This is a genomic window from Photobacterium japonica (assembly GCF_050337005.1).
In the GTDB taxonomy this organism is placed as follows: domain Bacteria; phylum Pseudomonadota; class Gammaproteobacteria; order Enterobacterales; family Vibrionaceae; genus Photobacterium; species Photobacterium japonica.
The window spans coordinates 89,013-113,238 of the sequence record NZ_JAKJSN010000018.1; the positions used below are offsets into that span (position 1 = coordinate 89,013).

Genomic DNA, 24,226 nt, shown 5'->3' on the forward strand with positions numbered 1-24,226 from the left:
TCCTTACCTTGAAATCACGCTAATCGACACCTGACTGATTAGCGTTTGAGAAACGGCCAATACAAGCTTCTGCATCATCCATACTTATACCCGTAGCAAATACCACCCATAAAAAAGGAGAAAATATTGCTACCGTCCTTTAATCACACTATCTTACTGACATCCATGCAGTTCCTGACTGTTATATCCTAACCCACCCTGCGATACCCGTAGGGAGTAATGTCCCAGCCTGTGAGCTGAATAATACAATTTAGGAATATTACGATGCACTTTACACTCCATCCGAGACTGGCCGCAGATACCACGGTACTGGGCAACTTTCCACTTTGTCAGGTGCTTCTGTCGAAAGAAGCCTTGGGGCCATGGTTAATTTTGGTGCCACGTAAAGACGCCCTGACTGAAATTCACCACCTGTCACACGAGGAACAGTGCCAACTGATGCGTGAATCGAGCACGGTGGCCGCCCTACTGGAAAAAGATTACCAAGCCGATAAAATCAACATCGGCGCATTGGGTAACTTGGTGCCACAGTTGCACGTACACCACATCGCCCGTTTTCAGTCAGACATTGCTTGGCCAGGGCCGGTATGGGGCAATACGGATGGCACACAGCGCAGCGAGGCCTTGCAGCAAGCACTCGCCGAAGAGTTGCAGGCAGAACTGAGCCATACTGACGGCTTTTTCATTCCTGCTTAATCTGCGCAGATGAAACTGGCACAAAAAGACCAGACATAAAAAAGGCAACCTGAAGGTTGCCTTTTTCATACAGAGAGACGCGTTAACCGCGCATAACGGTGACAGACAGTTCGTTATCTTGCAGACAACGGTACCAAATGTCGTCGGCGCTTTGGCAACAACCATCACTGCTGCAGCCAACCAGTTCGCGACCAATCTTGCCCTTGCGGATCCAGATATCCAGCATCGCTTCTACGCCGTCTTCTGACATCCCAAAATGGTGAGCCAATGATGAACGGCTAATACGACCCTGTTGTTCAATGTACTGTTTTAGCTGCTGTAAAATCATAATTCGGTTACCAGTGTTTGTGCTTGTTTGCGGCCTTGCTGCTTAAATATCACGATCAAGCCACCATTGAGCAGAACAAAAAAGCCTATCCACAACATGCTGGTGACAGGGTGATCCATGAAATGGGCCACCTGATACCACAAAGTGGCAAACGTATACGCCAACAACATGGTCCAACCGGCAATAAATGCCGCAAACTTCTGACCAAACTCACGGACATACGCCCCCATCGCCGCCGCACACGGTGTATACAGCAAGATGAAGATCAAGTAGGCCATCGCCGCCGCAGAACTCACAAAGTGGGCCTGAATATTCCCAAACAGTGAAGCATCAACCGCTTGCTCTTCCGCCGCAGTATCTAAGTTCTCTAGCTCCCCGACAGTGATGCCGAGCGGATCTGAGTAGCTGATATCTGCCAAGTTCGCGCCGATTGAGCTCACCGCTTCTTGCAAGCTCGCCATCAGATCATATTCTCCGCCATCTTCCTCTTCTGCTGGTGCGTACAAGCTATTCAAGGTGCCCACGACGGCTTCTTTGGCAAAGATACCGGTAATGATACCAACCGTGGCTGGCCAATTATCGGCATTCACACCGATTGGGGCTAATGCAGGTGTCACCACCTGCGCCGCTTTCGACAAGACGGAGTTGGCACTGTCTTCGTTACCAAAAGAGCCATCGGTGCCCAGTGAGTTGAAGAAGCTCAATATGGCCACCACCACCACAATCGTTTTACCGGCCCCTAACACGAATCGCTTCAGCTTCTGCCACGTTTTGATCCCCACGTTACGCATCGTCGGCAATTCATAATCTGGCAGTTCCATGATGAAACTGTCGCTGCTGCCCGGATAAAGCGTATGACGTAAGATCAAACCGGTCATCACCGCGGCGGCAATACCCAGTAGGTACAGGCCAAACACCACATTCTGGCCGCTTTCAGGGAAAAATGCCGCGGCAAACAACGCATACACAGGCAGACGGGCACCGCATGACATAAACGGTGCCATGGCGGCCGCAAGCTTACGCTCACGCTCTTGTTCTAGCGTACGCGTGGCCATGATAGCGGGTACGTTACAGCCAAAGCCCAGTACCAATGGGACAAACGCTTTGCCGGGTAGACCGATCTTTTGCATCACTTTATCGAGCACGAACGCAGCACGCGCCATGTAGCCCGAGCTTTCAAGCATCGCCAAGAACAAATACAGGCAAGCAATCACGGGAATAAAGGTGGCAACGGTCTGAATACCGCCACCAATACCATCAGCTAACACGGTCACCAACCAGATAGGCAGGTGGCCATCCATCAAGTAGTGCCCACCATCCACCAAGATCGCACCGACACTGATATCAAAGAAATCAATGAATGCGCTACCAATGTTGATGGAGAACATGAACATCAGGTACATCACAACAAAAAAGAAGGGAATACCAAAAGCACGGTGTAATAATACCTGATCAATTTTATCGCTTAGGCTACGGCTTAACTTGCCTTCTTGGCGACGTACTTTCTGACACAGCGCATGCAGGTAACTGTAACGTACATCCGCCACTTGAATATCCGGGTCTACCTGAGTCATCAGCTGATTGCGAACGTCGCAAGCTCTGGTTTGATCCACATCTGACAAGGTGCGAATAACTAACGTGTCATTTTCTAAAATGCGCACCGCTTGCGCACGCGCCTTCAAATCGTTATCGCTCACCAATGGCTCAAGTTGTGTGATCGCTTGCTCAAATGCATCACCGTAGTCCAAAGACAAGTCATGCACGGCAATGCCCTGCGCCAACATTTTATGCAGGTGGGATTTAAAGGCTTCTACTTGCTTCAAGTTATGGGTGGACAAGGTCATCACGGGGCAACCCAGTGCTTTTTCCAGTCCTTTAACATCCAACACCTGACGTTGGCGATCCAGTACGTCCATCTTGTTCAGCACGACCACCATTGGGCGGCCCAGTTCACGCAGTTGCAGCGTCATGTACAGGCTACGCTCAAGGCAAGAGGCATCCACAACGTTGATGATCACATCCGCAGCCGTCGTTAAAATGGCACGTGATGCAATGGCTTCATCCAAACTGTTCGCATCGTTCGCGCTATCCAGGTTATAAATCCCTGGCAAATCGGTCAGCGCAAAATGATCACCCGCACACTCATAGTGACCGGTTTTCTTCTCAACCGTCACACCTGCCCAGTTACCGACCTGTTGTTTGGCACCGGTCAAGCCATTAAAAAGTGTGGTTTTACCGCTGTTTGGGTTGCCCACCGTTAGGATGTTGTACTGCATTATTTCAACTCCACATCAATGCTATCCGCCAGTGTCTTACGCAACGCAAGATCAACGCCACGTACTCGCACCTGAAGCGGGTCGCCCAATGGCGCGACACGCACAACACTGATAGGTGTATTGGGCAATACACCCATCACCATCAATTTTTTACGCGTTGCAGCCTCGAGACCGGACATGCTGGTCACAACCCCTTCTACACCACATGACATTTCTGACAGTTTCATTCTTAATCGCCACCTTAAATAAGAATAATTAGCATTATCTTTAGCAAGGTTACAGATTGAAACATATTTCACCTTGTTTTAAATCAATTAATAGCCCTCATTAATGGGATCATTGTTTACATTACTGACAATATTCGCATTTGTGTTGCAGGTTGTTGCAGCCGTGTTTCATATCAACATATTTGACAATATTAACGTCAATTAAACGTCTCTCTTACTCAGGGGTGATGAAATATGGCGAGAAATCACAGTGAACTGGCGGCAATTTAATCACCCTCCCCCTCAGATAACGTTAATATAATCACTATCGAATTGAAGAGCATTTCATGCAGTGGACATGCTCGATGATAGACCCCATTCCAATGGTTGGTGGTTCCCCCACTAACCAGCAGCAAGCGAAGGTGCCTTTGGTACCCGTGATATGGTCGAGAGGCCATATCACGTCATTTTTTTTCTCCTCTTTCTCGACCGAATCCCTCAATACAACAAAACACAGCACCGTCTCTGTTGTGCTGACGCCTGTGCACAATCCAACGCCGTGAATACCCTCATCAATTCCCCAAATTCACCACCACGCACTAAGCCTCTAAGCGCGAACGTCACATTCAGAACTCGCTACTCAATACGAGAGACTCGGCACTCAATACACTCACAAACAAAAAAGCCCAGCGGCTAAGGCTGGGCTTTTAAAGCGTGATTCTCTGTCATCACATTTTTATTTTATCGCGTTTACGTCAATAGACCGTTCAGCGTTGTTCGACATCTTGATTGACAAATCCGCTGGCAAACTGCGTAGGGGTTTGTCCCGTATGGGTTTTAAACCTGACACTGAAGTACGATGGGTCGTTAAACCCACAGGCCAAGGCGACATCCGCGACCCTGTCCCCTTGCTTGAGCATTAATGCCGCTTGGGTGAAACGGAACTGGGTCACATAGTCTTTAAAGGCTATCCCAAACTCTTGTTTAAACTTACGTTGTAAACTGCGCTCTGACATGAACAAGGCCTTGGCGGCCGCAGATGTACCAAAGTCTGGATGATGGAAATGCGCTGCCACTAACGCTTTTACACTGTCACGCCAAACCGTATCCACTACCTCTTCCTCTGCCCCCTCTGTTGTACTCTCTTTCAAGCTGTGCAACAAACGACTGACCGCAACAAAGGCTTGACTGGTATCGAGCGGCTTTGTCAGCACTGCATGCGCCCACCCAGCCATTAAGACTTCACCGTGATCGACCTCATTGCCTTCCGTAACCAAGATCAGTCTTGGTTGATAATCGAAAGGCAATTCCTCTGCCAGACGTTGTAACAGCTGTGTTCCGGTTAATCCTGGCAGATGCAGATCCGCAATCAGCATATCGGGCGCATGATCTTGCATAGCGATCAATGCATCATAGCCGTCAGCCACGAAGTGCAGCTGGTAATCGGTATTCAGCAACGAGGACCATGTCTCTTTTTGTGACGTATCGGCACTGGCAATCAATATTTTCAGTTTGGCTTCCGACGCATCCACCGCCTCTAAGGCATTCTCGAGCCCATGAATTTCCGAGCGATAAATAGGCAAGCGAATAATGAACTCACTGCCGACCCCTTGGTAACTGATCACCGAAATGTCGCCGTCGTACAACTCCACCAGCTGTTTAACCGTACTCAACCCCAAGCCAAACCCAGCCTCAGGGCTGAATACCGGCTCTTCCTGATAGTAGCTTTCAAACAAGTGGGCCTTGGTTTCTTCCGTCATCCCGCGTCCCGTGTCACTCACCGAGATGACCAATTGGGATTTCATTTCACGCACATTGACGGTGATCCCGCCTTTATGATCGGTATATTTCAAGGCATTAGAAAGCAAATTCCCCAGCATGATTTCAAGGTGATACGGTGCCAAGAACACGCTGACCTTCGCTGTGCTGTCTTCCAAGCACAGGGCAATTTGTTTTTTCTCCGCTTCGACCTGCCAGCTGATACAGCATGCTTGAATAATGGGCGCGACACGTTGCTCACAGCGTTTATCCGGTTCGATCAACGCCAGCGCATCACACGACAACAGCTGCTCTGCCACATGTAACGAATGCGCAATATTTTTCTCCACCACCTCCAACTGGCTCGTCGGAGGAAGCTTTTCTTTCAATCCCGCCAGCATACCCTGCGCCAAACTCAGCGGCGTACGTAATTCATGCGACAACTGCGCCATCAAATTCTGACGAATTTCCAAAATACGCTGCAACTGCATATTGCTCGCATTAAGCTGTTTTTTCTGCAATTCAATTTTGGCTGTCTTCTGGTATACCGCTTGTTTGAGTTGCTGATTTTGTTCATTGAACGTACGACTTCGCCAGTACAAGGTCGTCAGCACGATGGCACCCAGTACCAATAGCACGCCGCCGATCAAGAACGACGATAAGAACCAAGGACGCTCAACACTGAAGGGATAACGCACCACTTCACCGCCATCAAACAGGCTGTCTTTCACTTCGAGCAAATAATTGCCCGGTGACAGCGGTTCCAATAACAAGAAACGGCTATTAATGGTTGTCCATTCCGTAGGCACATTGCTTTCGTTCACCAATCGGTAATCAAAATGTGGCTGCCCTTTTAGGGCGGTGATATTGAACTCAAAACTTGCCATGGCACCATACGGTAATAACAAAGGTTCACTCGCCAGCCCCCCCAACTGATGCAAAGTATTGTTCACGCGCACTTCGCTCAGCGCTAAGGGGGCGATAGCGGTTTTACTGCTTAATAACGTGCGGGGCTCAATCTGTACCACCCCTTCTCGGCTACTGAATAACAATTTACCGGTATCGTTTCGCTGACACACTTGGTCGGAAAATTCGTTGGGCACCAACCCTTCCGTGTCCGTGAAGTGGCGTCTTGGGTGGGCATTAAAGGATAAATAGCTCAAGCCACTCGTGGTGCTGACCCACACCCCATTATTGTCACCCACAATACAGAAGGGATACGCGCGCCCGCCTAAGAGCGAGATCGGTTGCAACGACAGCGGCGACAAGGTTTGGGAATACTGTAAGCCGTAGTGATGGGCAATCCAAAGTTGGCCCATGCGATCCTCATACAGATCACGCACGCCCCCTTGCGACGAGGTATTATTGACGAGGTATAAGTGGCCCGCTTCAAACTGGTACAAACCATAATCCGTGCCTACCCAGATCTGGTATTCGCTGTCTTCATAGATCACCGTAACGCTTTCATCACCCATCGGATCTTTCAGCCAGTGCTGACCAAACGAGATCCACTCTTGAGTGTCCGGCCAATAGCGGTAAAGTTGCGACCGCATACCCAGCCACAGCGAGCCATAATGATCCACTTTTAAACTGGTAATAGCGTGACTGGCAGAGCCATGCGGTAACGCAAGTGGGCGCCAAGTATGCGTTTTACGCGAATACACCCGCACCGTCTTATCGGCCAGCAACCACAGCTCTTGCTGCCATACACTGATTTTATCAACATGGCCTAACGTCGGTTCGTGGCGTAGGACTTCCATCGACGATGACAACTCGAACAAACCGTTATCCGTCGCCAACCAATAACTGCCGTCACTGGTATACACAACATCATTAATGCGGTGCGCCTTGATTTGATCGACGTCGTTGCCAAATCGCACCCGGTTAAATAATTCCGTCCCTTGAGGAAGGTAACTGATCCCCTCTTCGGTTGAAATCCACAAGCCACCCGCTTTATCACGCTCTAAGTCCAAGATGCGCTGCCCCGGCAACGCATAATCATTGTGCTTGGAGGGCAAAAATTGCTGCTGTTGCTGCGTCTCGAGATCAATAGCAAACAACCCGTGCTTCGATCCGACCCACAAGGTCTTATCCGTTTGTTGTAAGGTCGAGACGGGTAAGTCAAAACGGCCACCAATGAACTCAACGGGCTGGCCATCTCGTCCTTTAAATAATCCATTCAACGAGGCAAACCACAAGGTACCTTGGGTATCGAGAAAGACATCGGTGATATGTTGCTGTGGAAAGTGTTTTTGAAATACTGTTTGATCGGTGGAGGGCAACTCATACAAGCCACTTTGGGCGGCCACGAACACCGAGGGTCCCTCGATGTGTAGTCCTCTGAGTTTCAACGGGTGTTCAAAAGGAATGAAGGCAGGCTGTAAGTCATCTTCCTGCATCTTATACACGCCACGCCGGCTGGCAAACCAAATGGTATCACCTTGACTGGCAACGTATTCCATCGGTATTTGGCTAATGGTCAAACGCAGCAACTCGGTGGTCGCCGGCGCGTAGTAATAGGCCGCGTCGCCCCTTACCAGCCATAACTTCGATCCGGCCATCGCCGCATCTTGCACGTTATCAATGGCATGGCCTTGGCTATCAAGGGCCAGTTTAAGGGTGAGTCCATCGTAAAAATACAATGTGCCCTGCACATCTACAATCCACAAACCGCGTTGCGTATCTTGCAGTATTTTACTGGCAACAACCATCCCTCCCGGTTTCTCAACCGGCAAAGGATAGAACAAAGGACTGGATGCAAAAGCGCGTCCCCCCATCAATAAGAGCAGGAGCGATAATACAATGGAAGCCGTAAACCGTTTAAACATAGCCTTTGAAATACACCACAACCAGAGCAATAAGAATATAGGCTCATTATGCAATATCAGGGCATTGAATATAAGTTGGCATTTATAAAATGAGGCAGGATGCATAAAAAAACGTACCAAAGTACGTTTTACACACAAAATTCAGCATTAAAAATGCTTTTACGTCAGCGATTTACTACAACTTGATGCTCTGATTTTTTGACACGCCGCCATGTTGTTGACGACATGGCGAGTGTCTGGCTAATTAGGCACGCAACGCGATAGCCGCGTTATTGTAAGCACGATACGAAGCGTTGGCCGAGTTGACGTAAAAACTGCGGGTAGCCGTCAGCCCCTTCCTGAATATCCGTGGCCATTGGATCCAACACGCCCACTTTTACGTCGGTGCCGCGTACCACACTGTTGACCACTGCCGGGGTAAACTGTGGCTCACTGAACACACACTGCGCTTGGGCACCTTTCAACGAGGCACGAATGTTAATCAAGGTTTTAGCGCCTGGGCGGCGATCCGGCTCTACCGTAAAGTGGCCTAAGTTGTTCAACTGAAATTGGTCTTCAAAATAGCCGTAACCATCATGGAAGACAAAGTAGCCTTTATCCTTTAGCGGCTTGAGTGACTGCTCAATCTCTGTGACTGCCGATGTGACTTCGCCGTTAAACGCTTTTAGGTTGGCTTGGTACTGCGTCTTGTGGCTCGGATCCAACGCGATCAGTTTTTGCGTGATCACATTGGCGGCTTGCAATGCAGTTTCAGGCCCTAACCATACGTGCGGGTCAATCCCTTCATGGTCGTGACCGTGCGCTTCGTCGCTGTGCTCGTGAGCAGCATGTGCATCTTCATCGTGGTGGTCATGCCCATTATGCGACGCCGTTGCATGCGAATCACCCTGCTCTGACTCACCATAATGGCGAAAATCGATACCCGGCTGGGCAGTCAAGGCAAACGCATTGCTGTGGCCATCAAGAATTTTTGTCAAAAAGCGTTCAAGCTCAGGTCCCACCCAAATCACCAAATCAGCGTCATGCAATTTGCGCGCATCCGACGGGCGTAGCGCATAGTCATGGGGAGATGTCCCGGCAGGTAACAAGGTGTCACTGGTCGTCACATCCTTCGTTAACGCTTGTACGATCATGCTCAAGGGTTTCACCGTTGTCACCACATTGGGCGCGTCGGCTTGCACATAAGAAGAAAATAACAAGCCAAACGAGCTGCAAGTAAGAAGTAAACGGCGCATAATGGATCCCCAAAAAATAGTTCTGAATGACAACAACGCCAAAGATGTTATATTATAACATCTCACTTTGGCAAATTTCGAAAGCAAAGAAACCATGACAACCTTAGTTGAATTACAAGCGGTCACCGTCACATTCGCTGAACGACATGTGCTCGATCAGGTCTCTCTTAAGCTCGAACGCGGGCAAATCACGACCCTGATCGGCCCCAACGGTGCCGGCAAGTCGACCCTTGTCAAAGTCATTACCGGGCTTCATAAGCCTTCCTCCGGCAAAGTGCTACGCCAAAAAGGGCTGCGTATTGGCTATGTGCCACAGAAACTCGCCCTCAATAACTCACTGCCACTCAACGTTGATCGCTTTATGCGCTTGGCGGGGCGCTATACGGCAGAAGCTCGCCTGCAAGCTCTTGAAATGGTGAATGGTAAACACTTGCAGCACAGCAACATGCATTCGCTGTCTGGCGGTGAAATGCAACGCGTGTTGTTAGCCCGCGCCCTGCTGCAAAAACCGGATCTTCTGGTACTGGATGAACCGGTGCAAGGGGTGGATGTGAATGGCCAGTTGGAACTGTACAGCTTAATTCAATCGCTGCGGGATAAGCTCGATTGCGCCATTTTGATGGTTTCCCATGATCTGCATTTGGTGATGGCGAAAACTGACAATGTGATTTGTCTGCAACACCATATTTGCTGTTCTGGTGAACCCGAGATGATTGCTAACCACCCCTCTTACGTGGCGCTGTTTGGTCGTCAGCAAAGTGAGCAACTGGCGCTTTATCATCACCATCACAACCATGAACATGCAATGTCTGGCAGCCCCGTTGGCCCTTGCCAGCATGATCATCACACCGATCACCAACACGAGAAACACGATGCTTGAGTTTTTATTGCCGGCTTTGCTTGCCGGTGTGGGGATCGCCCTGCTCGCGGGACCGTTAGGCTCCTTTGTGGTATGGCGAAAAATGGCATATTTCGGCGATACCCTTTCACACGCCTCGTTACTCGGCATCGCGTTAGGCTTTCTGTTCAATATTAATTTGAATCTGGCGCTGATCATCTGTTGTTTAGCGTTGGCCGTTATTTTGGTGACGCTGCAAAAACAAAAAGTGGTGGCGACCGATACCCTACTCGGTATTTTAGCTCACAGTGCCTTGTCACTCGGCTTAGTGGCCGTCAGCTTCCTCGATAACGTGCGTATCGATTTAATGTCGTACCTGTTTGGTGACTTACTGGCTGTGACAACGCATGATTTGTACTGGATTTATGGCGGGGGTGTGATCGCTATGGCGATGCTCCTTGTCTTGTGGCGTCCGCTGCTTTCGATGACCATCAATGAAGATTTGGCCAAAGTCGAAGGCGTGAATGTGGATCTCATGCGTCTATTATTGATGCTGATGGTCGGCTTAGTGATTGCCGTTGCGATGAAATTCGTCGGGGCACTGATCATTACGTCACTGTTAATCATTCCGGCGGCCACTGCACGCCGTTTTGCGCACAGCCCTGAAGCCATGGCCGTGATGGCTTCTGTGATCGGTACCTTGGCCGTATTTGGTGGCTTGGCGATGTCATGGCATTACGACACCCCCGCGGGCCCGTCAGTGGTCGTCTCGGCGGCAGCCATTTTCATGCTGAGCCAATTTAAACGCTCTGACGCCTGAAGCCTTGAGCCCTTGAGCCCTTGAGCCCTTGAGCCCTTGAGCCCTTGAGCATCAGACTCCGTGACTGAAAAACAAAAACCCGCCATTGGCGGGTTTTTTTATGGTCTTTCACAATCGGTGATAAACGCTCGCTTACCAGCCCGTCACATCACGCAAAGCTTTACCGATATCGGCCAAGCTCTTCACGGTACGCACACCTGCCGCTTCCAATGCCTGGAATTTATCTTCTGCCGTGCCTTTCCCCCCCGAAATGATCGCGCCCGCGTGGCCCATACGTTTACCCGGAGGCGCTGTTACGCCCGCAATGTACGAGACAACCGGCTTAGTAACATGATCTTTGATATACGCAGCCGCTTCTTCTTCTGCGGTACCGCCGATCTCACCGATCATCACGATCGCTTCTGTTTCTGGGTCTTGTTCAAACAACGCCAGAATATCAATGAAGTTAGAGCCCGGGATCGGGTCACCACCGATACCAACACATGTTGACTGGCCAAAGCCTTCATCTGTGGTCTGCTTCACCGCTTCATAGGTCAAGGTACCAGAACGCGAGACGATACCCACTTTACCCGGCTTATGAATATGACCCGGCATGATACCAATCTTACAAGCATCTGGCGTGATCACACCCGGACAGTTTGGCCCAATCATGCGTACGCCCGCTTCGTCTAAACGTACTTTCACGTCGAGCATATCCAGTGTTGGGATCCCTTCGGTGATCGTCACAATCAGCTCAATGCCAGCATCGATCGCTTCAAGAATCGCATCTTTACAGAACGGTGCTGGTACATAGATAACGGTCGCCGTTGCGCCTGTAACTTCAACCGCGTCGCGTACCGTATTAAACACAGGAAGACCAAGGTGCGTGGTGCCGCCTTTGCCCGGCGATACCCCACCAACCATTTGTGTACCATAAGCAATCGCCTGCTCGGAATGGAATGTGCCCTGCCCGCCCGTAAAGCCCTGACAGATCACTTTGGTGTCTTTATTAATGAGTACAGACATTATTTACCCTCCGCAGCAGCAACCACTTTTTCCGCTGCTTCCGTTAGGGAAGTTGCAGCAATAATATTCAGACCACTTTTCGCCAGCGTCTCGGCACCCAGTACGGCATTGTTGCCTTCAAGGCGAACCACGACAGGGACTTCAACACCGACTTCTTCAACCGCACCGATGATGCCTTCCGCAATCAGATCACAGCGAACAATACCGCCGAAAATATTCACCAATACCGCTTTCACATTACTGTCTGACAGAATAATTTTGAATGCTTCTGTAACGCGCTCTTTCGTTGCGCCGCCGCCAACATCCAGGAAGTTTGCCGGTTGACCACCGTGTAGGTTAACAATATCCATCGTTCCCATCGCAAGACCGGCACCGTTGACCATACAACCGATGCTGCCATCTAACGCGACATAGTTCAGCTCCCACTGCGCCGCATGGGCTTCACGCTCATCTTCTTGCGAGGCATCATGCATTTCACGCAGCTTAGGCTGGCGATATAGGGCGTTGGAATCAATGTTGATTTTGCCATCAAGGCAAAGAAGATCGTCGTCGCCGGTTACCACAAGAGGATTAATTTCGAGTAAGGCGAGATCGTAATCGGCAAACATGGTTGCCAATCCGAGGAAAATTTTAGTGAATTGCTTAATTTGGTCGCCTTTCAAACCCAGTTTGAAAGCCAATTCACGACCTTGGTATGGCTGTGGCCCCACCAGCGGATCGATCGCCGCTTTGTGGATCAACTCTGGCGTTTCTTCTGCCACTTTCTCGATTTCCACGCCACCTTCTGTCGAGGCCATGAAAACGATGCGTTGTGTGGCGCGGTCAACAACCGCCCCCAAATACAGCTCGTTGGCAATATTCGAGGCTTCTTCCACCAGAATTTTACTGACCGGTTGGCCATTGGCATCCGTTTGATACGTGACGAGGTTTTTCCCTAGCCATTTTTGGGCAAACGCCTTAATGCCGTCTTTGGTGTCGTGCAGCTCTACCCCGCCCGCTTTACCGCGGCCGCCGGCATGGACCTGACATTTCACGACCCACTTATCACCGCTAATTTTTCCTGCCGCTTCTGCCGCTTCTTGCGGTGTATTACAGGCGTAACCTTCAGGAACAGGTAAACCGTACTCGGCGAACAGCTGTTTCGCTTGGTATTCGTGCAAATTCATATGTTCTATCCATTTTATACCCCAATGGGGCTTGTTATATCCATATGAAATACTCTTGGGTATTTCCTCTTCATGTACTGTTGTTGTACCACCAAGACCGAACGTTGAGCCTGTCCGGCCTTGATGCCATCTTACTGTTGGGCTAACCGACGTGCATGCTTACACGTCCCGTCGATTACACGTCCAGCAGTAGACGGGTTGGATCTTCAAGTAAGTCCTTGATGGTTACTAGGTAACCCACTGACTCACGGCCATCGACCAAACGGTGATCGTAAGACAGCGCAAGATACATCATTGGCAAAATTTCCACTTTGCCGTCTACCGCCATTGGACGATCCTGAATTTTGTGCATCCCAAGGATCGCGGACTGTGGTGGGTTGATGATCGGTGTCGACATCAACGAACCAAAGACACCACCATTGGTAATCGTGAAGTTACCACCGGTCAAATCGTCTACCGTTAGCTTGCCGTCACGCCCTTTAATGGCCAACTCGCGAATGCCTTTTTCAATTTCTGCCAAGCTCAGCTTGTCGCAATCGCGCAGCACGGGTGTCACCAAACCACGCGGTGTTGACACGGCAATGCTCACATCAAAGAAATTGTGATAAACAATGTCATCACCATCAATGGAGGCATTCACTTCCGGGTAACGCTTCAGCGCTTCAACCACGGCTTTCACGTAGAAAGACATAAAGCCAAGACGGATACCGTGGCGCTCTTCAAAAATGTCTTTGTATTGTTTACGAAGGTCCATGATCGGTTTCATATTGACTTCGTTAAACGTCGTCAGCATAGCTGTGCTGTTCTTCGCTTCAAGCAGACGTTCTGCAACACGCTTACGCAAACGGGTCATCGGTACACGTTTTTCGCTACGGTGTGCCAGAGGCGCTTCCACTTTCGCTTCAACCGGTGCAGCCACAGGTGCCGTTGGCGTCGCGCCTTTCACGTACGCTTCCACATCTTCACGGGTAATGCGACCGCCTACCCCTGAACCTTTCACCGCAGACGCTTGAATGCCGTGCTCGCTCAGCAAACGACGTACCGCTGGGCTCAATGCCTCATTGGTTTCTTCACCCAATGCCGCAGTATTGCGTTTGTTCGGGGAGGCTTCCGCTTCCGCCGGCACATCTTGGGTCGGCTCACCCGCGACAGCACCCGCTTTGATTTTGCCAATCAATTGCTTGGTTAAAACCGTGGTGCCTTCCGCTTCAAGAATTGCTTCAAGAATGCCATCTTCCGGTGCGGGTACTTCCAACACCACTTTGTCTGTTTCGATATCAACCAGAACTTCATCACGTGTTACGGCATCGCCTGGCTGCTTGTGCCAAGTCGCTACGGTTGCATCGGCAACGGATTCAGGTAAATCGGGAACCAGAATTTCGATCGTCATATCGGTTTTGTCCTTTTTGTTCCAGTTCTTACTGCGTTATTGTTAATGCGTCTTCTACTAACGCTTTTTGCTGTTTCAGGTGAACCGACATGTAACCTACCGCCGGTGAAGCCGAGGCGGGACGGCCGGCATATTCCAGCTGCGAACCCATTGGCAACGCTGAGCGGAAGTTATGCTGACTGGCGTACCATGCCCCTTGGTTTTGTGGCTCTTCCTGACACCAAATGTAATCGGTGACATGTTGGTAGTCGGCTAACGCCGCTTCTACCTCTTCTTTCGGGAAAGGATACAGCTGCTCAATGCGCACAATCGCCACATCGGTCTGTTCGTTCTTACGGCGCTGCTCGAGCAAGTCGTAGTACACTTTGCCTGAACAGAACACCACGCGTTTCACTTGTTTCGGATCCAATGGGTCAATTTCACCAATGGCGGCCTGGAAATTACCGTTGGCCAAATCGTCCAGGGAAGAGGTACACAGTGGATGACGAAGCAATGATTTCGGTGACATCACCACCAGCGGACGACGCATAGGACGTACCACCTGACGGCGTAGCATGTGATACACCTGCGCCGGTGTCGATGGGATCACAACCTGCATATTCTGCTCTGCGCACAACTGCAAGTAACGCTCAAGACGGGCTGATGAGTGCTCAGGGCCTTGGCCTTCATAGCCGTGCGGCAGCAGCATGGTCAAGCCACACATACGGCCCCACTTCTGCTCACCGGAGCTGATGAACTGGTCGATCACAACCTGTGCCCCATTGGCAAAATCACCAAACTGCGCTTCCCATACGGTTAAACCGCTCGGCTCTGCCGTCGCATAACCGTATTCAAACGCCAATACCGCTTCTTCAGATAATACGGAGTCAAAGACCTGGAAGGTGCCCTGCTTATCATGAAGGTTAGACAGTGGAATGTAAGTGCTGGCATCGCCTTGATTATGCAATACCGCATGGCGGTGGAAGAACGTACCGCGGCCTGAATCTTGACCAGTAATACGAATGCGGTTGCCTTCATCCACCAACGTGGCGTAGGCCAAGGTTTCCGCCATGCCCCAATCGAGCATCTTGTCACCGGCCGACATCGCAAGACGGTCATTATACAATTTCTGTACCCGGCTTTGCAGTTTGTGGCTCTCAGGGAACTGGCACACACGTTGCGCTAGCTCTTGCAAACGCCCCATATCGACTTTGTTCGCCCAATCCACTGTCCAGTCATGCCCCAAGTAAGGGGACCAATCGACAGAATGCAGTTTCATCGGACGCCATTCTTTCACTACGCACTCACCGCGATCAAGGGCATCACGGTATTCGTTGATCAGCGATGTTGCTGTTTCCAACTCAATGGTGCCATTGTCGGTCAGCGCATCGGCGTAAATCTTACGTGGCGTCGGGTGTTTTTTGATTTTCTGGTACATCAACGGTTGCGTCGCGTTCGGCTCATCCGCTTCATTGTGACCATGACGGCGATAACACACCAAATCAATCACCACATCACGCTTAAACGTATTGCGGTATTCCAATGCAATGCGCGTCACAAACGCAACCGCTTCCGGATCATCCGCGTTCACGTGCAGGATCGGTGCCTGAACCATTTTTGCAATGTCAGTACAGTACTGCGTCGAACGGGTATCCGTTGGGTTCGAGGTGGTAAAACCGATTTGGTTGTTCACGACAATACGTACAGTCCCCCCCACACGGTAGCCGCGTGACTGTGACATGTTGAATGTTTCTGCCACCACGCCCTGACCGGCAATCGCCGAGTCCCCATGAATGGTAATAGGCAGTACTTGTGAGCCATCTCGGTCACCCAAGCGATCTTGACGGGCACGTACCGAGCCCACGACAACCGGATTGACAATTTCGAGGTGAGAAGGGTTAAACGCCAGCACCAAGTGCACATCGCCGCCCGGTGTTGCAAAGTCCGCCGAGAAACCTTGGTGGTATTTCACATCCCCGGTTCCCCATGACTCACCATGCTTACCGGCAAACTCATCAAACAAGTCTTGCGGTTTTTTACCCAAGACGTTGACCAGCATGTTCAAACGGCCACGGTGTGCCATGCCCACCACGACTTCACGTACCCCGTTGCTACCCGCGTAACGGATCAGCTCTTTCACCATCGGGATCATGGCATCGCCGCCTTCCAAGGAGAAGCGCTTCGCCCCTGGGAACTTCGCCCCTAGGTAACGCTCAAGCCCCTCGGCCGCGGTCAATTCATCAAGAAACGTCAGCTTTTCTTCTTGGCTGAAGTTGCCTTGGCCCACCACAGACTCAAGCCGCTGCTGTAACCAGCGTTTCTCTTCAGTATTCGTGATGTGCATGTATTCAGCACCGATAGACCCACAATAGGTCTTCTTCAATGCGTCATACAACGCGGACAATTTCATGGTTTCCTGGCCAATGGCAAAGGAACCCACATTGAAGGTTTCATTGAAATCGTCTTCGGTCAGGTTGTGAAACTCAGGAGCGAGATCTGGCACGCGTTCTTGTTGCCATAAACCTAACGGATCTAAATTTGCGTGCTGATGCCCACGGAAACGGTATGCGTTAATCAACTGCAATACCTTAACCTGCTTGGCATCAACATCTGGATCGCTGACGGCAGCACTTAAATAGGTTGTTTCTTTCGCGAGACGTCGGAAATAGTCACGAACGCGCGAGTGAGGCTGCTCTACGGCATCTTCACGCACCACAGGCAAATCACTAAACACGTGACGCCATTCTTCGTCTACTAATTCTGGATCGCTGAGATACAACTCGTAGAGATCCTCTACATAAGTTGCATTGGCGCCAGCTAGGTGTGAAGACTCCATCCAAGTCTTCATAACGCCGTTCTGCATTGTTTTCCCTTAACCACTAGTTATCGCCATTCTTGCCCGAATGAACACCGGACTTAAAGCAGACTCTTCGCATGACGCTACCAAGCCTGCATATCGATAATGCTTTAAATTAGACTGCGCGCTTGAGTAACATCGATTTGATGTGACCGATCGCCTTTGTTGGATTTAGCCCTTTAGGACAAACATTTACACAGTTCATGATGCCATGGCAACGAAAAACACTAAATGCATCGTCCAAATCGGACAAACGCGCATCCGTTGCGGTATCGCGACTATCAATTAGCCAGCGATAGGCCGCCAATAACCCTGCGGGGCCAATAAACTTATCCGGATTCCACCAAAATGACGGGCATGATGTGGAACAACACGCACACATGATGCATTCATACAGGCCATCAAGATGTGCCCGATCTTCTGGTGACTGTAAGTTTTCACGGGCGGGCGGCATGGCGCCGTCGTCAATCAAGAACGGCTTTACTTTCGCGTAATTGGTGTAGAACTGCTCCATGTCGATGATCAAATCACGCACCACCGGCAGACCCGGCAACGGACGGATCACGATGGTTTTCTCACCGGTCAGCGCCGATAACGGCGTGATACAGGCTAACCCATTTTTACCGTTCATATTTATGCCGTCGGAGCCACACACCCCTTCACGGCAAGAACGACGAAACGCCAGACTTGGGTCTTGCTCTTTCAGTAAGATCAAGGCATCCAGCACCATCATGTCGGAACCTTCCGGCACCTCCAGCGTATAACCCTTCATATGGGGCGCGTTATCAACATCAGGGTTGTAACGATAAATAGAAAAACTTAATTTCATGTTGTTGTCCTCCCCTAATAGGTACGCGCTTTTGGCGGAAATGCATCACGATGCACCGGGGCCATGTTTACACCACGCTTCGTCATCGCTTCTGTTTCCGGGTTATAAATGGAATGGCACAACCAATTCGCATCATCACGCTCAGGGAAATCAAAGCGGGCATGGGCACCACGGCTTTCTGTGCGGTAGTTCGCGGCGACAGCCGTTGCAAACGCCGTTTCCATCAAGTTTTCCAGCTCAAGGCATTCAATGCGCTGAGTATTAAATTCAGAAGAGGTATCATCCAAACGGGCGGTTTTAAGGCGGTCGCGGATCACTTTCAGCTCTTCCAAACCCGTCGCCATCGCATCCCCTTCACGGAATACCGAGAAGTTATTCTGCATGCAGGTTTGCAGATCTTTGCGGATCTGTACGGGGTCTTCCCCTTTCTGCGTGTTGTTCCAACGGTTCACACGCGCCAGTGACGCTTCAATATCAGATTCGGTTGCCGGACGCGCTTCGGCTTGAGCCAACAGTGTTTCACCCAAATGCAAACCCGTTGCGCGGCCAAAGACCACTAGATCGAGCAGTGAGTTACCGCCTAATCGGTTAGCGCCATGTACAGAGACCGATGCAATCTCACCACAGGCAAACAAGCCTTGTACTTCCACGTCATCGCCCATCGCATTTTGCTTGATCGCCTGCCCTGACACTTGTGTCGGCACGCCGCCCATCATGTAATGACAGGTCGGGATCACAGGGATCGGCTCTTTCACCGGATCAACGTGCGCAAAGGTACGGGATAATTCACAGATCCCTGGTAGACGAGATTCAAGAACATCTTTACCTAAGTGATCCATTTTCAACTTAAGATGCGGACCCCAAGGGCCATCGCAACCGCGGCCTTCACGGATTTCCACCATCATCGAACGGGCCACCACATCACGGCCAGCCAAGTCTTTGGCATTCGGTGCGTAACGCTCCATAAAGCGCTCACCGTCTTTGTTGAGGAGGTAACCCCCTTCACCGCGGCACCCTTCGGTGACCAGTACCCCTGCTCCCGCAATGCCGGTTGGGTGGAACTGCCACATTTCCATATCTTGCATCGGTACACCCGCACGAAGTGCCATACCGACACCGTCACCGGTATTAATATGGGCATTGGTGGTTGAGGCATAAATACGCCCCGCCCCGCCCGTCGCCAAGATCGTCGCCTTCGATTTGAAGTAACACACCTCACCGGTTTCCATGCACAGTGCGGTACAGCCTAAAATGGCACCGTCTTGGTTCTTCACGAGATCCAGTGCGTACCATTCCGAGAAAATGGTGGTTTTGTGTTTGATGTTCTGCTGATACAAGGTGTGCAGCAAGGCGTGGCCGGTTCGGTCTGCCGCCGCGGCAGTACGCGCCGCTTGCTCACCACCAAATTCTTTGGACTGACCACCAAACGGACGCTGGTAGATAGAACCATTATCAAAACGAGAAAAAGGCAGCCCCATTTTCTCTAGCTCAATCACCGACTTCGGTCCGTTTTTACACATGTATTCAATGGCATCCTGATCACCAATGTAATCAGACCCCTTAACGGTGTCATACATGTGCCATTGCCAGTTATCCGGATGGGAGTTTCCCAACGCCACAGTGATCCCGCCTTGCGCGGAGACCGTGTGAGAACGGGTGGGAAAGACTTTAGACAGCAGCGCACATTTAAGGCCCTGCTCAGAAATTTGCAGTGCGGCACGCATACCTGCGCCACCTGCACCAATCACGACCGCATCAAACTCACGAACTGCAATGCTCATTTACGCACCCCACACAATAAAGAAACCTGACAACAGGTACACAAACAACACCGCAACCACACCAAATTGCAGGCCAGCACGCAGCGCCGCAGGTTTAATGTAATCCGTGAGGACTTGCCACATGCCAATCCAGGCATGGATCAAGACAGACAAGAGCGCTAACAGGGTAAACACCTTGGTGCTTAATTGTCCCCAGAACGCGGTCCATGTGTCGTAAGTCAGCTCCGGCCCAAATGCGAGAAAACCAACCATATAAAGGGTGTATAAAGTGAGTATGATGGCCGTTGCACGGATCAGAATGAAATCATGAATACCGTTACGACCAACGGTAGAAACGTTATTTACCATACCAAGCCTCCTGCAAAGAGAGACAGCACGGCCACAATGGCGAAACTGACTTTCGCACTGGCGATACCGGTTTCCATTTCTTCAAAATATCCCATGTCCATCATCAAATGGCGGATCCCGACGACAATGTGATAAAAGAGCGCGGTCAGGATTCCCCACAGCACAAATTTCACAAAGAAGCTGTCAACAATGCTTTGGGCACTGGCAAAACCTTCAGGAGAGGATAAAGAGACGTTCAGCAGCCATAATAGGATGGCGACGGAAACAAACGTGATCACGCCGGAAACGCGATGGATGATTGACGCTATCGCTGTTAAAGGAAAGCGAATCGTCTGTAGGTCGAGGTTGACGGGTCTTGGCTTATTTACTTTCACGGTGATTGCCCACTCAGCTCCATTTGATGGAAGCAATTTTATAGTTATGACTCTCCGCTTCTTACTCAAGCCGCCCGCTTAACATTTACGCAACACGATGTTGCATATTTGTTTTCCCAAACGTAAAGGCAAGCGCTTTTCTTCACGTACTCAATGAGGGAGGAACGTCGTGTAATTGCATCAGGCATCAGCAGAATCAGAGACCTAACGCGAGTATACGCCCCGTAACATTCAAATACAAACGCCGTTACATGACCGCAAACACGCTTTTAGAAATTTATACTTTTTAATTCAAAGTTATTAACAAGCGCACAATTGAGAGTACAAAAATTGACATTTTCAGCAGCCAGCGGTACAACAATCATACATCCGCCTTGGATTAGGATTATAAAAATACAAAGGAGATTGTTATGGCAGACAAGAAAGCGACTCTTCACATTGAAGGGGAAGCACCCGTCGAACTGCCGATTATCGGGGGCACTGAAGGGCCAGAAGTAATTGATGTACGCCAACTTGGTGCTAACGGTTACTTTACTTTTGACCCTGGTTTTCTAGCCACTGCATCATGTGAATCTCAAATTACCTACATTGATGGCGATAAAGGTATTCTGCTTCACCGCGGCTACCCGATTGACCAACTGGCCAATAACGCAGATTACCTCGAAGTCTGTTATATCTTGCTGTACGGCGAAGTGCCTACCCGTGAGCAATATGAAACATTCCGCACAACTGTTACACGTCACACTATGGTGCATGAGCAAATTTCCAGCTTCTTCCATGGCTTCCGCCGTGATGCTCACCCAATGGCTGTTATGTGTGGGGTGGTCGGTGCACTAGCGGCCTTCTACCACGACTCACTGGATATCAATAATGATACCCACCGTGAGATCACGGCATTCCGTTTGTTGTCAAAAATGCCGACCTTGGCGGCGATGTGTTACAAGTACTCGATCGGTCAGCCTTTCATTTTCCCAAGAAATGATTTGGATTATGCTGAGAACTTCCTGCACATGATGTTTGCAACACCGTGTGAAGAGTACGAAGTCAGTCCTGTGGTTGCGCGCGCAATGGATAAGATCTTTACCCTGCATGCGGATCATGAACAAAACGCGTCAACATCAACCGTGCGGCTTGCGGGCTCTTCGGGTGCCAACCCATTTGCCTGTATTGCGGCGGGTATTGCCTCACTATGGGGTCCGGCACACGGTGGCGCCAATGAAGCTTGCTTGAAAATGCTTGAAGAGATCGGCAGTGTGGATGCGATCCCTGAGTTTGTTGAGCGCGCGAAAGACAAAGATGATCCTTTCCGCTTAATGGGCTTTGGTCACCGCGTGTACAAGAACTACGATCCACGTGCAACCGTGATGCGTGAAGCCTGTCATGACGTTCTAAATGAGCTGAACATTCAAGATCCATTGTTGGATGTGGCGATGGAGCTTGAGCGAATTGCGCTGTCGGATGAGTACTTCATTGAGAAGAAACTGTACCCGAACGTGGACTTCTACTCTGGCATCATTTTGAAAGCGATCGGTATTCCTGTTTCTATGTTCACCGTGATCTTCGCCATGTCGCGTACTATTGGTTGGATTGCACACTGGAACGAAATGCATGCAGATCCGGCCAACCGTATCGGCCGTCCGCGTCAGCTTTACACCGGTCACTCGCAACGTGAGTTCAGCCCGCTACATGAACGCGAATAATAGCGTGAAGTAATAGGTTAACACCTTGCATATAATACAAAGGGCCCCTCGGGCCCTTTTGTTTACGATCTGTTTTTTGCTCTCTTGCCGCTCACGCACCTCGGCGACCGAACCTTGATAACCCAAAATATCGACGATCAACGCCCGTTCACCCTGTCAGCACATGACAAACGCAAAACAAGAGTAAGAGTGAGCCACCTTACACCGGATTATCAATATCAATAAAGGTCACATCAAAGCCATGTTGCTGAGCAAGATGCTCCCCCAGTGCCTTAATACCGTAACGCTCGGTAGCGTGATGGCCAGCACTGAAGTAATGGATCCCCAACTCACGGGCGGTGTGCACGGTACGCTCTGAAATCTCACCCGAAATGAACGCATCCAACCCTTTTTGCGCCGCCAGTTCAATGAAGTCTTGCCCGCCACCGGTACACCATCCGACGGTTTTGATTTCCGTAGGCGCATTGTCACCAATGTGCAACGGCTCACGTTGTAGTGTCATCGCAATACGCGCGGCAAAGTCTGTTCCACTCATCGGTTGCGCCAATTGGCCGTAAATCGCGACGGAATTGCTCTTACCCGGTTCTAGGCCACCCAATACTTCCAGCCCTAACAGCTGCGCCAGCATGGCATTATTGCCCAGTGTCGGGTGTACATCCAACGGCAAATGGTAGGCGTACAGGTTAATGCCATTTTCAATCAATGCCTTAATACGACGAAACTTCATGCCACGAATTTCGGCTGGCTCACCTTTCCAGAAGAAACCGTGATGCACCAAAAGTGCATCCGCCTTTTCTTCAATCGCACGTTCAATCAACGCTTGGCAAGCCGTCACGCCAGTGATGATTTTTTTCACCTCGGTCTTGCCTTCCACTTGCAAGCCGTTCGGGCAGTAATCGTTGATCAAATGTGGACTCAGAATGTCATTGAGCACCGATTCCAATTGAATATTATTCATGTCTTTTTCCTTCTCGCGGGATCCATCTATTCTAACGTGAAAACCACAGGATAAAAGCCACAAAGCGGTGGGTTTTCATTGATGATCACACCGCATTTGAGCGATGCGACGCTGCACGCATACCGCGCAGCCTGTTACAATTAGTCCTCTCGGCCTTACTGTAGACGCATAGCCCGCACACAAAATCGAAATGGACAACATGGATGAAAAATCAGGTGACACCGTGATTCAAACGCCGTCACACATGGCATTACCGCCTTGTCTGCGCACATACTTTGACGCGGTATTAACGCTGCCCCCCTTGCTGGCGGGCTCCTCTCTGATTGCCGATAAAGCATGGTTGGATGCCTTTCGTCAACGTGCTGTCTTGCCACTCAGTTTGCGCTATGAAGGCAATACGCGACTGGGGTTTTTCTATCAATGGTTATGGGCGCAGTTGATCCACCATCATCCTGACTATGATCTGGTGGCAGAAGAGATCCAATTGCATGTTGACGGAAAAACCCTCGGTGCCATTGATTTTCTGGTCGCAAACCGCCGAAGCGGCGAGTTAGAACACTGGGAAGTGGCGATCAAGTTTTATCTGGCGTGGGAGAAAAGTTGGCCGGGTCCCAATGCAAAAGACAACTTGGACAAAAAAGCCCACCGTATGCAGAGTCATCAGTTGCAGTTGTCAGAGACACCGGCTTATCACCAACAATGCACCTCCCGCTTTGGTCAGCCGACGGTGAAACGCTTGATCATGCAGGGGCGATTATTTGAACCCATTCATGGTGACGGWACTGGATCCGCCATCGCGACGAACCCCACCGCCTATCGCGGTCACTGGTGTTACGCCGCCGACAGCACAGAAC

Annotated in this window: 19 protein-coding genes; 5 read left to right on the forward strand and 14 right to left on the reverse strand. The window is 50.4% G+C overall.

Translation table 11 applies throughout. From position 1 onward, the window contains the following. Positions 1–264: 264 nt before the first annotated feature. Entirely contained in the window at positions 265–696 is a 432-nt protein-coding gene (locus L4C36_RS08340; protein ID WP_428477336.1) for an HIT domain-containing protein, read from the forward strand. 82 nt (positions 697–778) lie between these two features. On the opposite strand, the gene L4C36_RS08345 is transcribed toward L4C36_RS08340, so the two are convergent. From L4C36_RS08345 to znuA, 5 genes are all read right to left on the reverse strand, one after another. Continuing rightward, entirely contained in the window at positions 779–1,024 is a 246-nt protein-coding gene (locus tag L4C36_RS08345; protein WP_428477337.1) for a FeoC-like transcriptional regulator, read from the reverse strand. Next, complete coding sequence (feoB, locus tag L4C36_RS08350; RefSeq protein ID WP_428477338.1) at positions 1,021–3,300, reverse strand: Fe(2+) transporter permease subunit FeoB; 2,280 nt, start codon at positions 3,298–3,300, stop codon at positions 1,021–1,023. Before feoB ends, L4C36_RS08345 begins: the two co-directional genes overlap by 4 nt. After that, a complete protein-coding gene (locus tag L4C36_RS08355) occupies positions 3,300–3,527 on the reverse strand; it encodes a FeoA family protein (RefSeq protein ID WP_428477339.1) in 228 nt (75 codons plus the stop codon). Before L4C36_RS08355 ends, feoB begins: the two co-directional genes overlap by 1 nt. 746 nt (positions 3,528–4,273) lie before the next feature. Continuing rightward, positions 4,274–8,092, reverse strand: coding sequence for a two-component regulator propeller domain-containing protein (locus L4C36_RS08360; protein WP_428477340.1), 3,819 nt, complete (start codon positions 8,090–8,092; stop codon positions 4,274–4,276). 269 nt (positions 8,093–8,361) lie between these two features. Further along, complete coding sequence (gene znuA, locus L4C36_RS08365; protein WP_428477341.1) at positions 8,362–9,327, reverse strand: zinc ABC transporter substrate-binding protein ZnuA; 966 nt, start codon at positions 9,325–9,327, stop codon at positions 8,362–8,364. A 94-nt stretch (positions 9,328–9,421) separates the two neighbouring features. On the opposite strand from znuA, the gene znuC reads away from it, so the two are divergent. Together znuC and znuB are read left to right on the forward strand one after the other, a co-directional pair. Then, the gene (gene znuC, locus L4C36_RS08370) at positions 9,422–10,207 is read left to right on the forward strand and encodes a zinc ABC transporter ATP-binding protein ZnuC (protein ID WP_428477342.1); all 786 of its coding nucleotides are present in this window, start codon (positions 9,422–9,424) and stop codon (positions 10,205–10,207) included. Continuing rightward, positions 10,200–10,985, forward strand: coding sequence for a zinc ABC transporter permease subunit ZnuB (znuB, locus tag L4C36_RS08375; RefSeq protein WP_428477343.1), 786 nt, complete (start codon positions 10,200–10,202; stop codon positions 10,983–10,985). Before znuC ends, znuB begins: the two co-directional genes overlap by 8 nt. Positions 10,986–11,117: 132 nt before the next feature. Here the strand turns inward: znuB and sucD are convergent, their stop codons facing one another. The 8 genes from sucD to sdhC all read right to left on the reverse strand — a co-directional run bounded on the left by sucD (position 11,118) and on the right by sdhC (position 20,714). Continuing rightward, positions 11,118–11,990, reverse strand: coding sequence for a succinate--CoA ligase subunit alpha (sucD, locus tag L4C36_RS08380; RefSeq protein ID WP_428477344.1), 873 nt, complete (start codon positions 11,988–11,990; stop codon positions 11,118–11,120). Next, positions 11,990–13,156 carry an ADP-forming succinate--CoA ligase subunit beta gene (gene sucC / locus L4C36_RS08385; RefSeq protein WP_428477345.1) on the reverse strand — a complete coding sequence of 389 codons (1,167 nt, stop codon included), beginning with the start codon at positions 13,154–13,156 and terminating at the stop codon, positions 11,990–11,992. Before sucC ends, sucD begins: the two co-directional genes overlap by 1 nt. A 175-nt stretch (positions 13,157–13,331) precedes the next feature. Next, on the reverse strand, positions 13,332–14,546 hold the full coding sequence (gene odhB / locus L4C36_RS08390) for a 2-oxoglutarate dehydrogenase complex dihydrolipoyllysine-residue succinyltransferase (RefSeq protein WP_428477346.1): 1,215 nt from the start codon (positions 14,544–14,546) through the stop codon (positions 13,332–13,334). Between the two features lie 28 nt (positions 14,547–14,574). Further along, positions 14,575–17,388 carry a 2-oxoglutarate dehydrogenase E1 component gene (sucA, locus tag L4C36_RS08395; RefSeq protein WP_428477347.1) on the reverse strand — a complete coding sequence of 938 codons (2,814 nt, stop codon included), beginning with the start codon at positions 17,386–17,388 and terminating at the stop codon, positions 14,575–14,577. Between the two features lie 109 nt (positions 17,389–17,497). Then, positions 17,498–18,211 carry a succinate dehydrogenase iron-sulfur subunit gene (locus tag L4C36_RS08400; protein WP_428477348.1) on the reverse strand — a complete coding sequence of 238 codons (714 nt, stop codon included), beginning with the start codon at positions 18,209–18,211 and terminating at the stop codon, positions 17,498–17,500. A 14-nt stretch (positions 18,212–18,225) separates the two neighbouring features. After that, positions 18,226–19,992, reverse strand: a complete 1,767-nt coding sequence (gene sdhA, locus L4C36_RS08405) for a succinate dehydrogenase flavoprotein subunit (RefSeq protein WP_428477349.1) — start codon at positions 19,990–19,992, stop codon at positions 18,226–18,228. After that, positions 19,993–20,340 (reverse strand): succinate dehydrogenase, hydrophobic membrane anchor protein, encoded by a 348-nt coding sequence (gene sdhD / locus L4C36_RS08410; protein WP_428477350.1) that lies wholly within the window; start codon positions 20,338–20,340, stop codon positions 19,993–19,995. Continuing rightward, complete coding sequence (gene sdhC / locus L4C36_RS08415) at positions 20,334–20,714, reverse strand: succinate dehydrogenase cytochrome b556 subunit (protein WP_428477351.1); 381 nt, start codon at positions 20,712–20,714, stop codon at positions 20,334–20,336. The genes sdhD and sdhC overlap by 7 nt, the downstream gene beginning before the upstream one ends. A gap of 410 nt (positions 20,715–21,124) precedes the next feature. Between sdhC and L4C36_RS08420 the strand changes: the two genes are divergently transcribed. Beyond that, entirely contained in the window at positions 21,125–22,414 is a 1,290-nt protein-coding gene (locus L4C36_RS08420; protein WP_428477352.1) for a citrate synthase, read from the forward strand. A 199-nt stretch (positions 22,415–22,613) separates the two neighbouring features. Here the strand turns inward: L4C36_RS08420 and L4C36_RS08425 are convergent, their stop codons facing one another. Beyond that, entirely contained in the window at positions 22,614–23,372 is a 759-nt protein-coding gene (locus tag L4C36_RS08425) for a Nif3-like dinuclear metal center hexameric protein (protein WP_428477353.1), read from the reverse strand. Positions 23,373–23,571: 199 nt separating this feature from the next. On the opposite strand from L4C36_RS08425, the gene L4C36_RS08430 reads away from it, so the two are divergent. Then, positions 23,572–24,226: DUF1853 family protein (locus L4C36_RS08430; protein ID WP_428477354.1), on the forward strand; the 655-nt coding region annotated here is incomplete at its 3' end.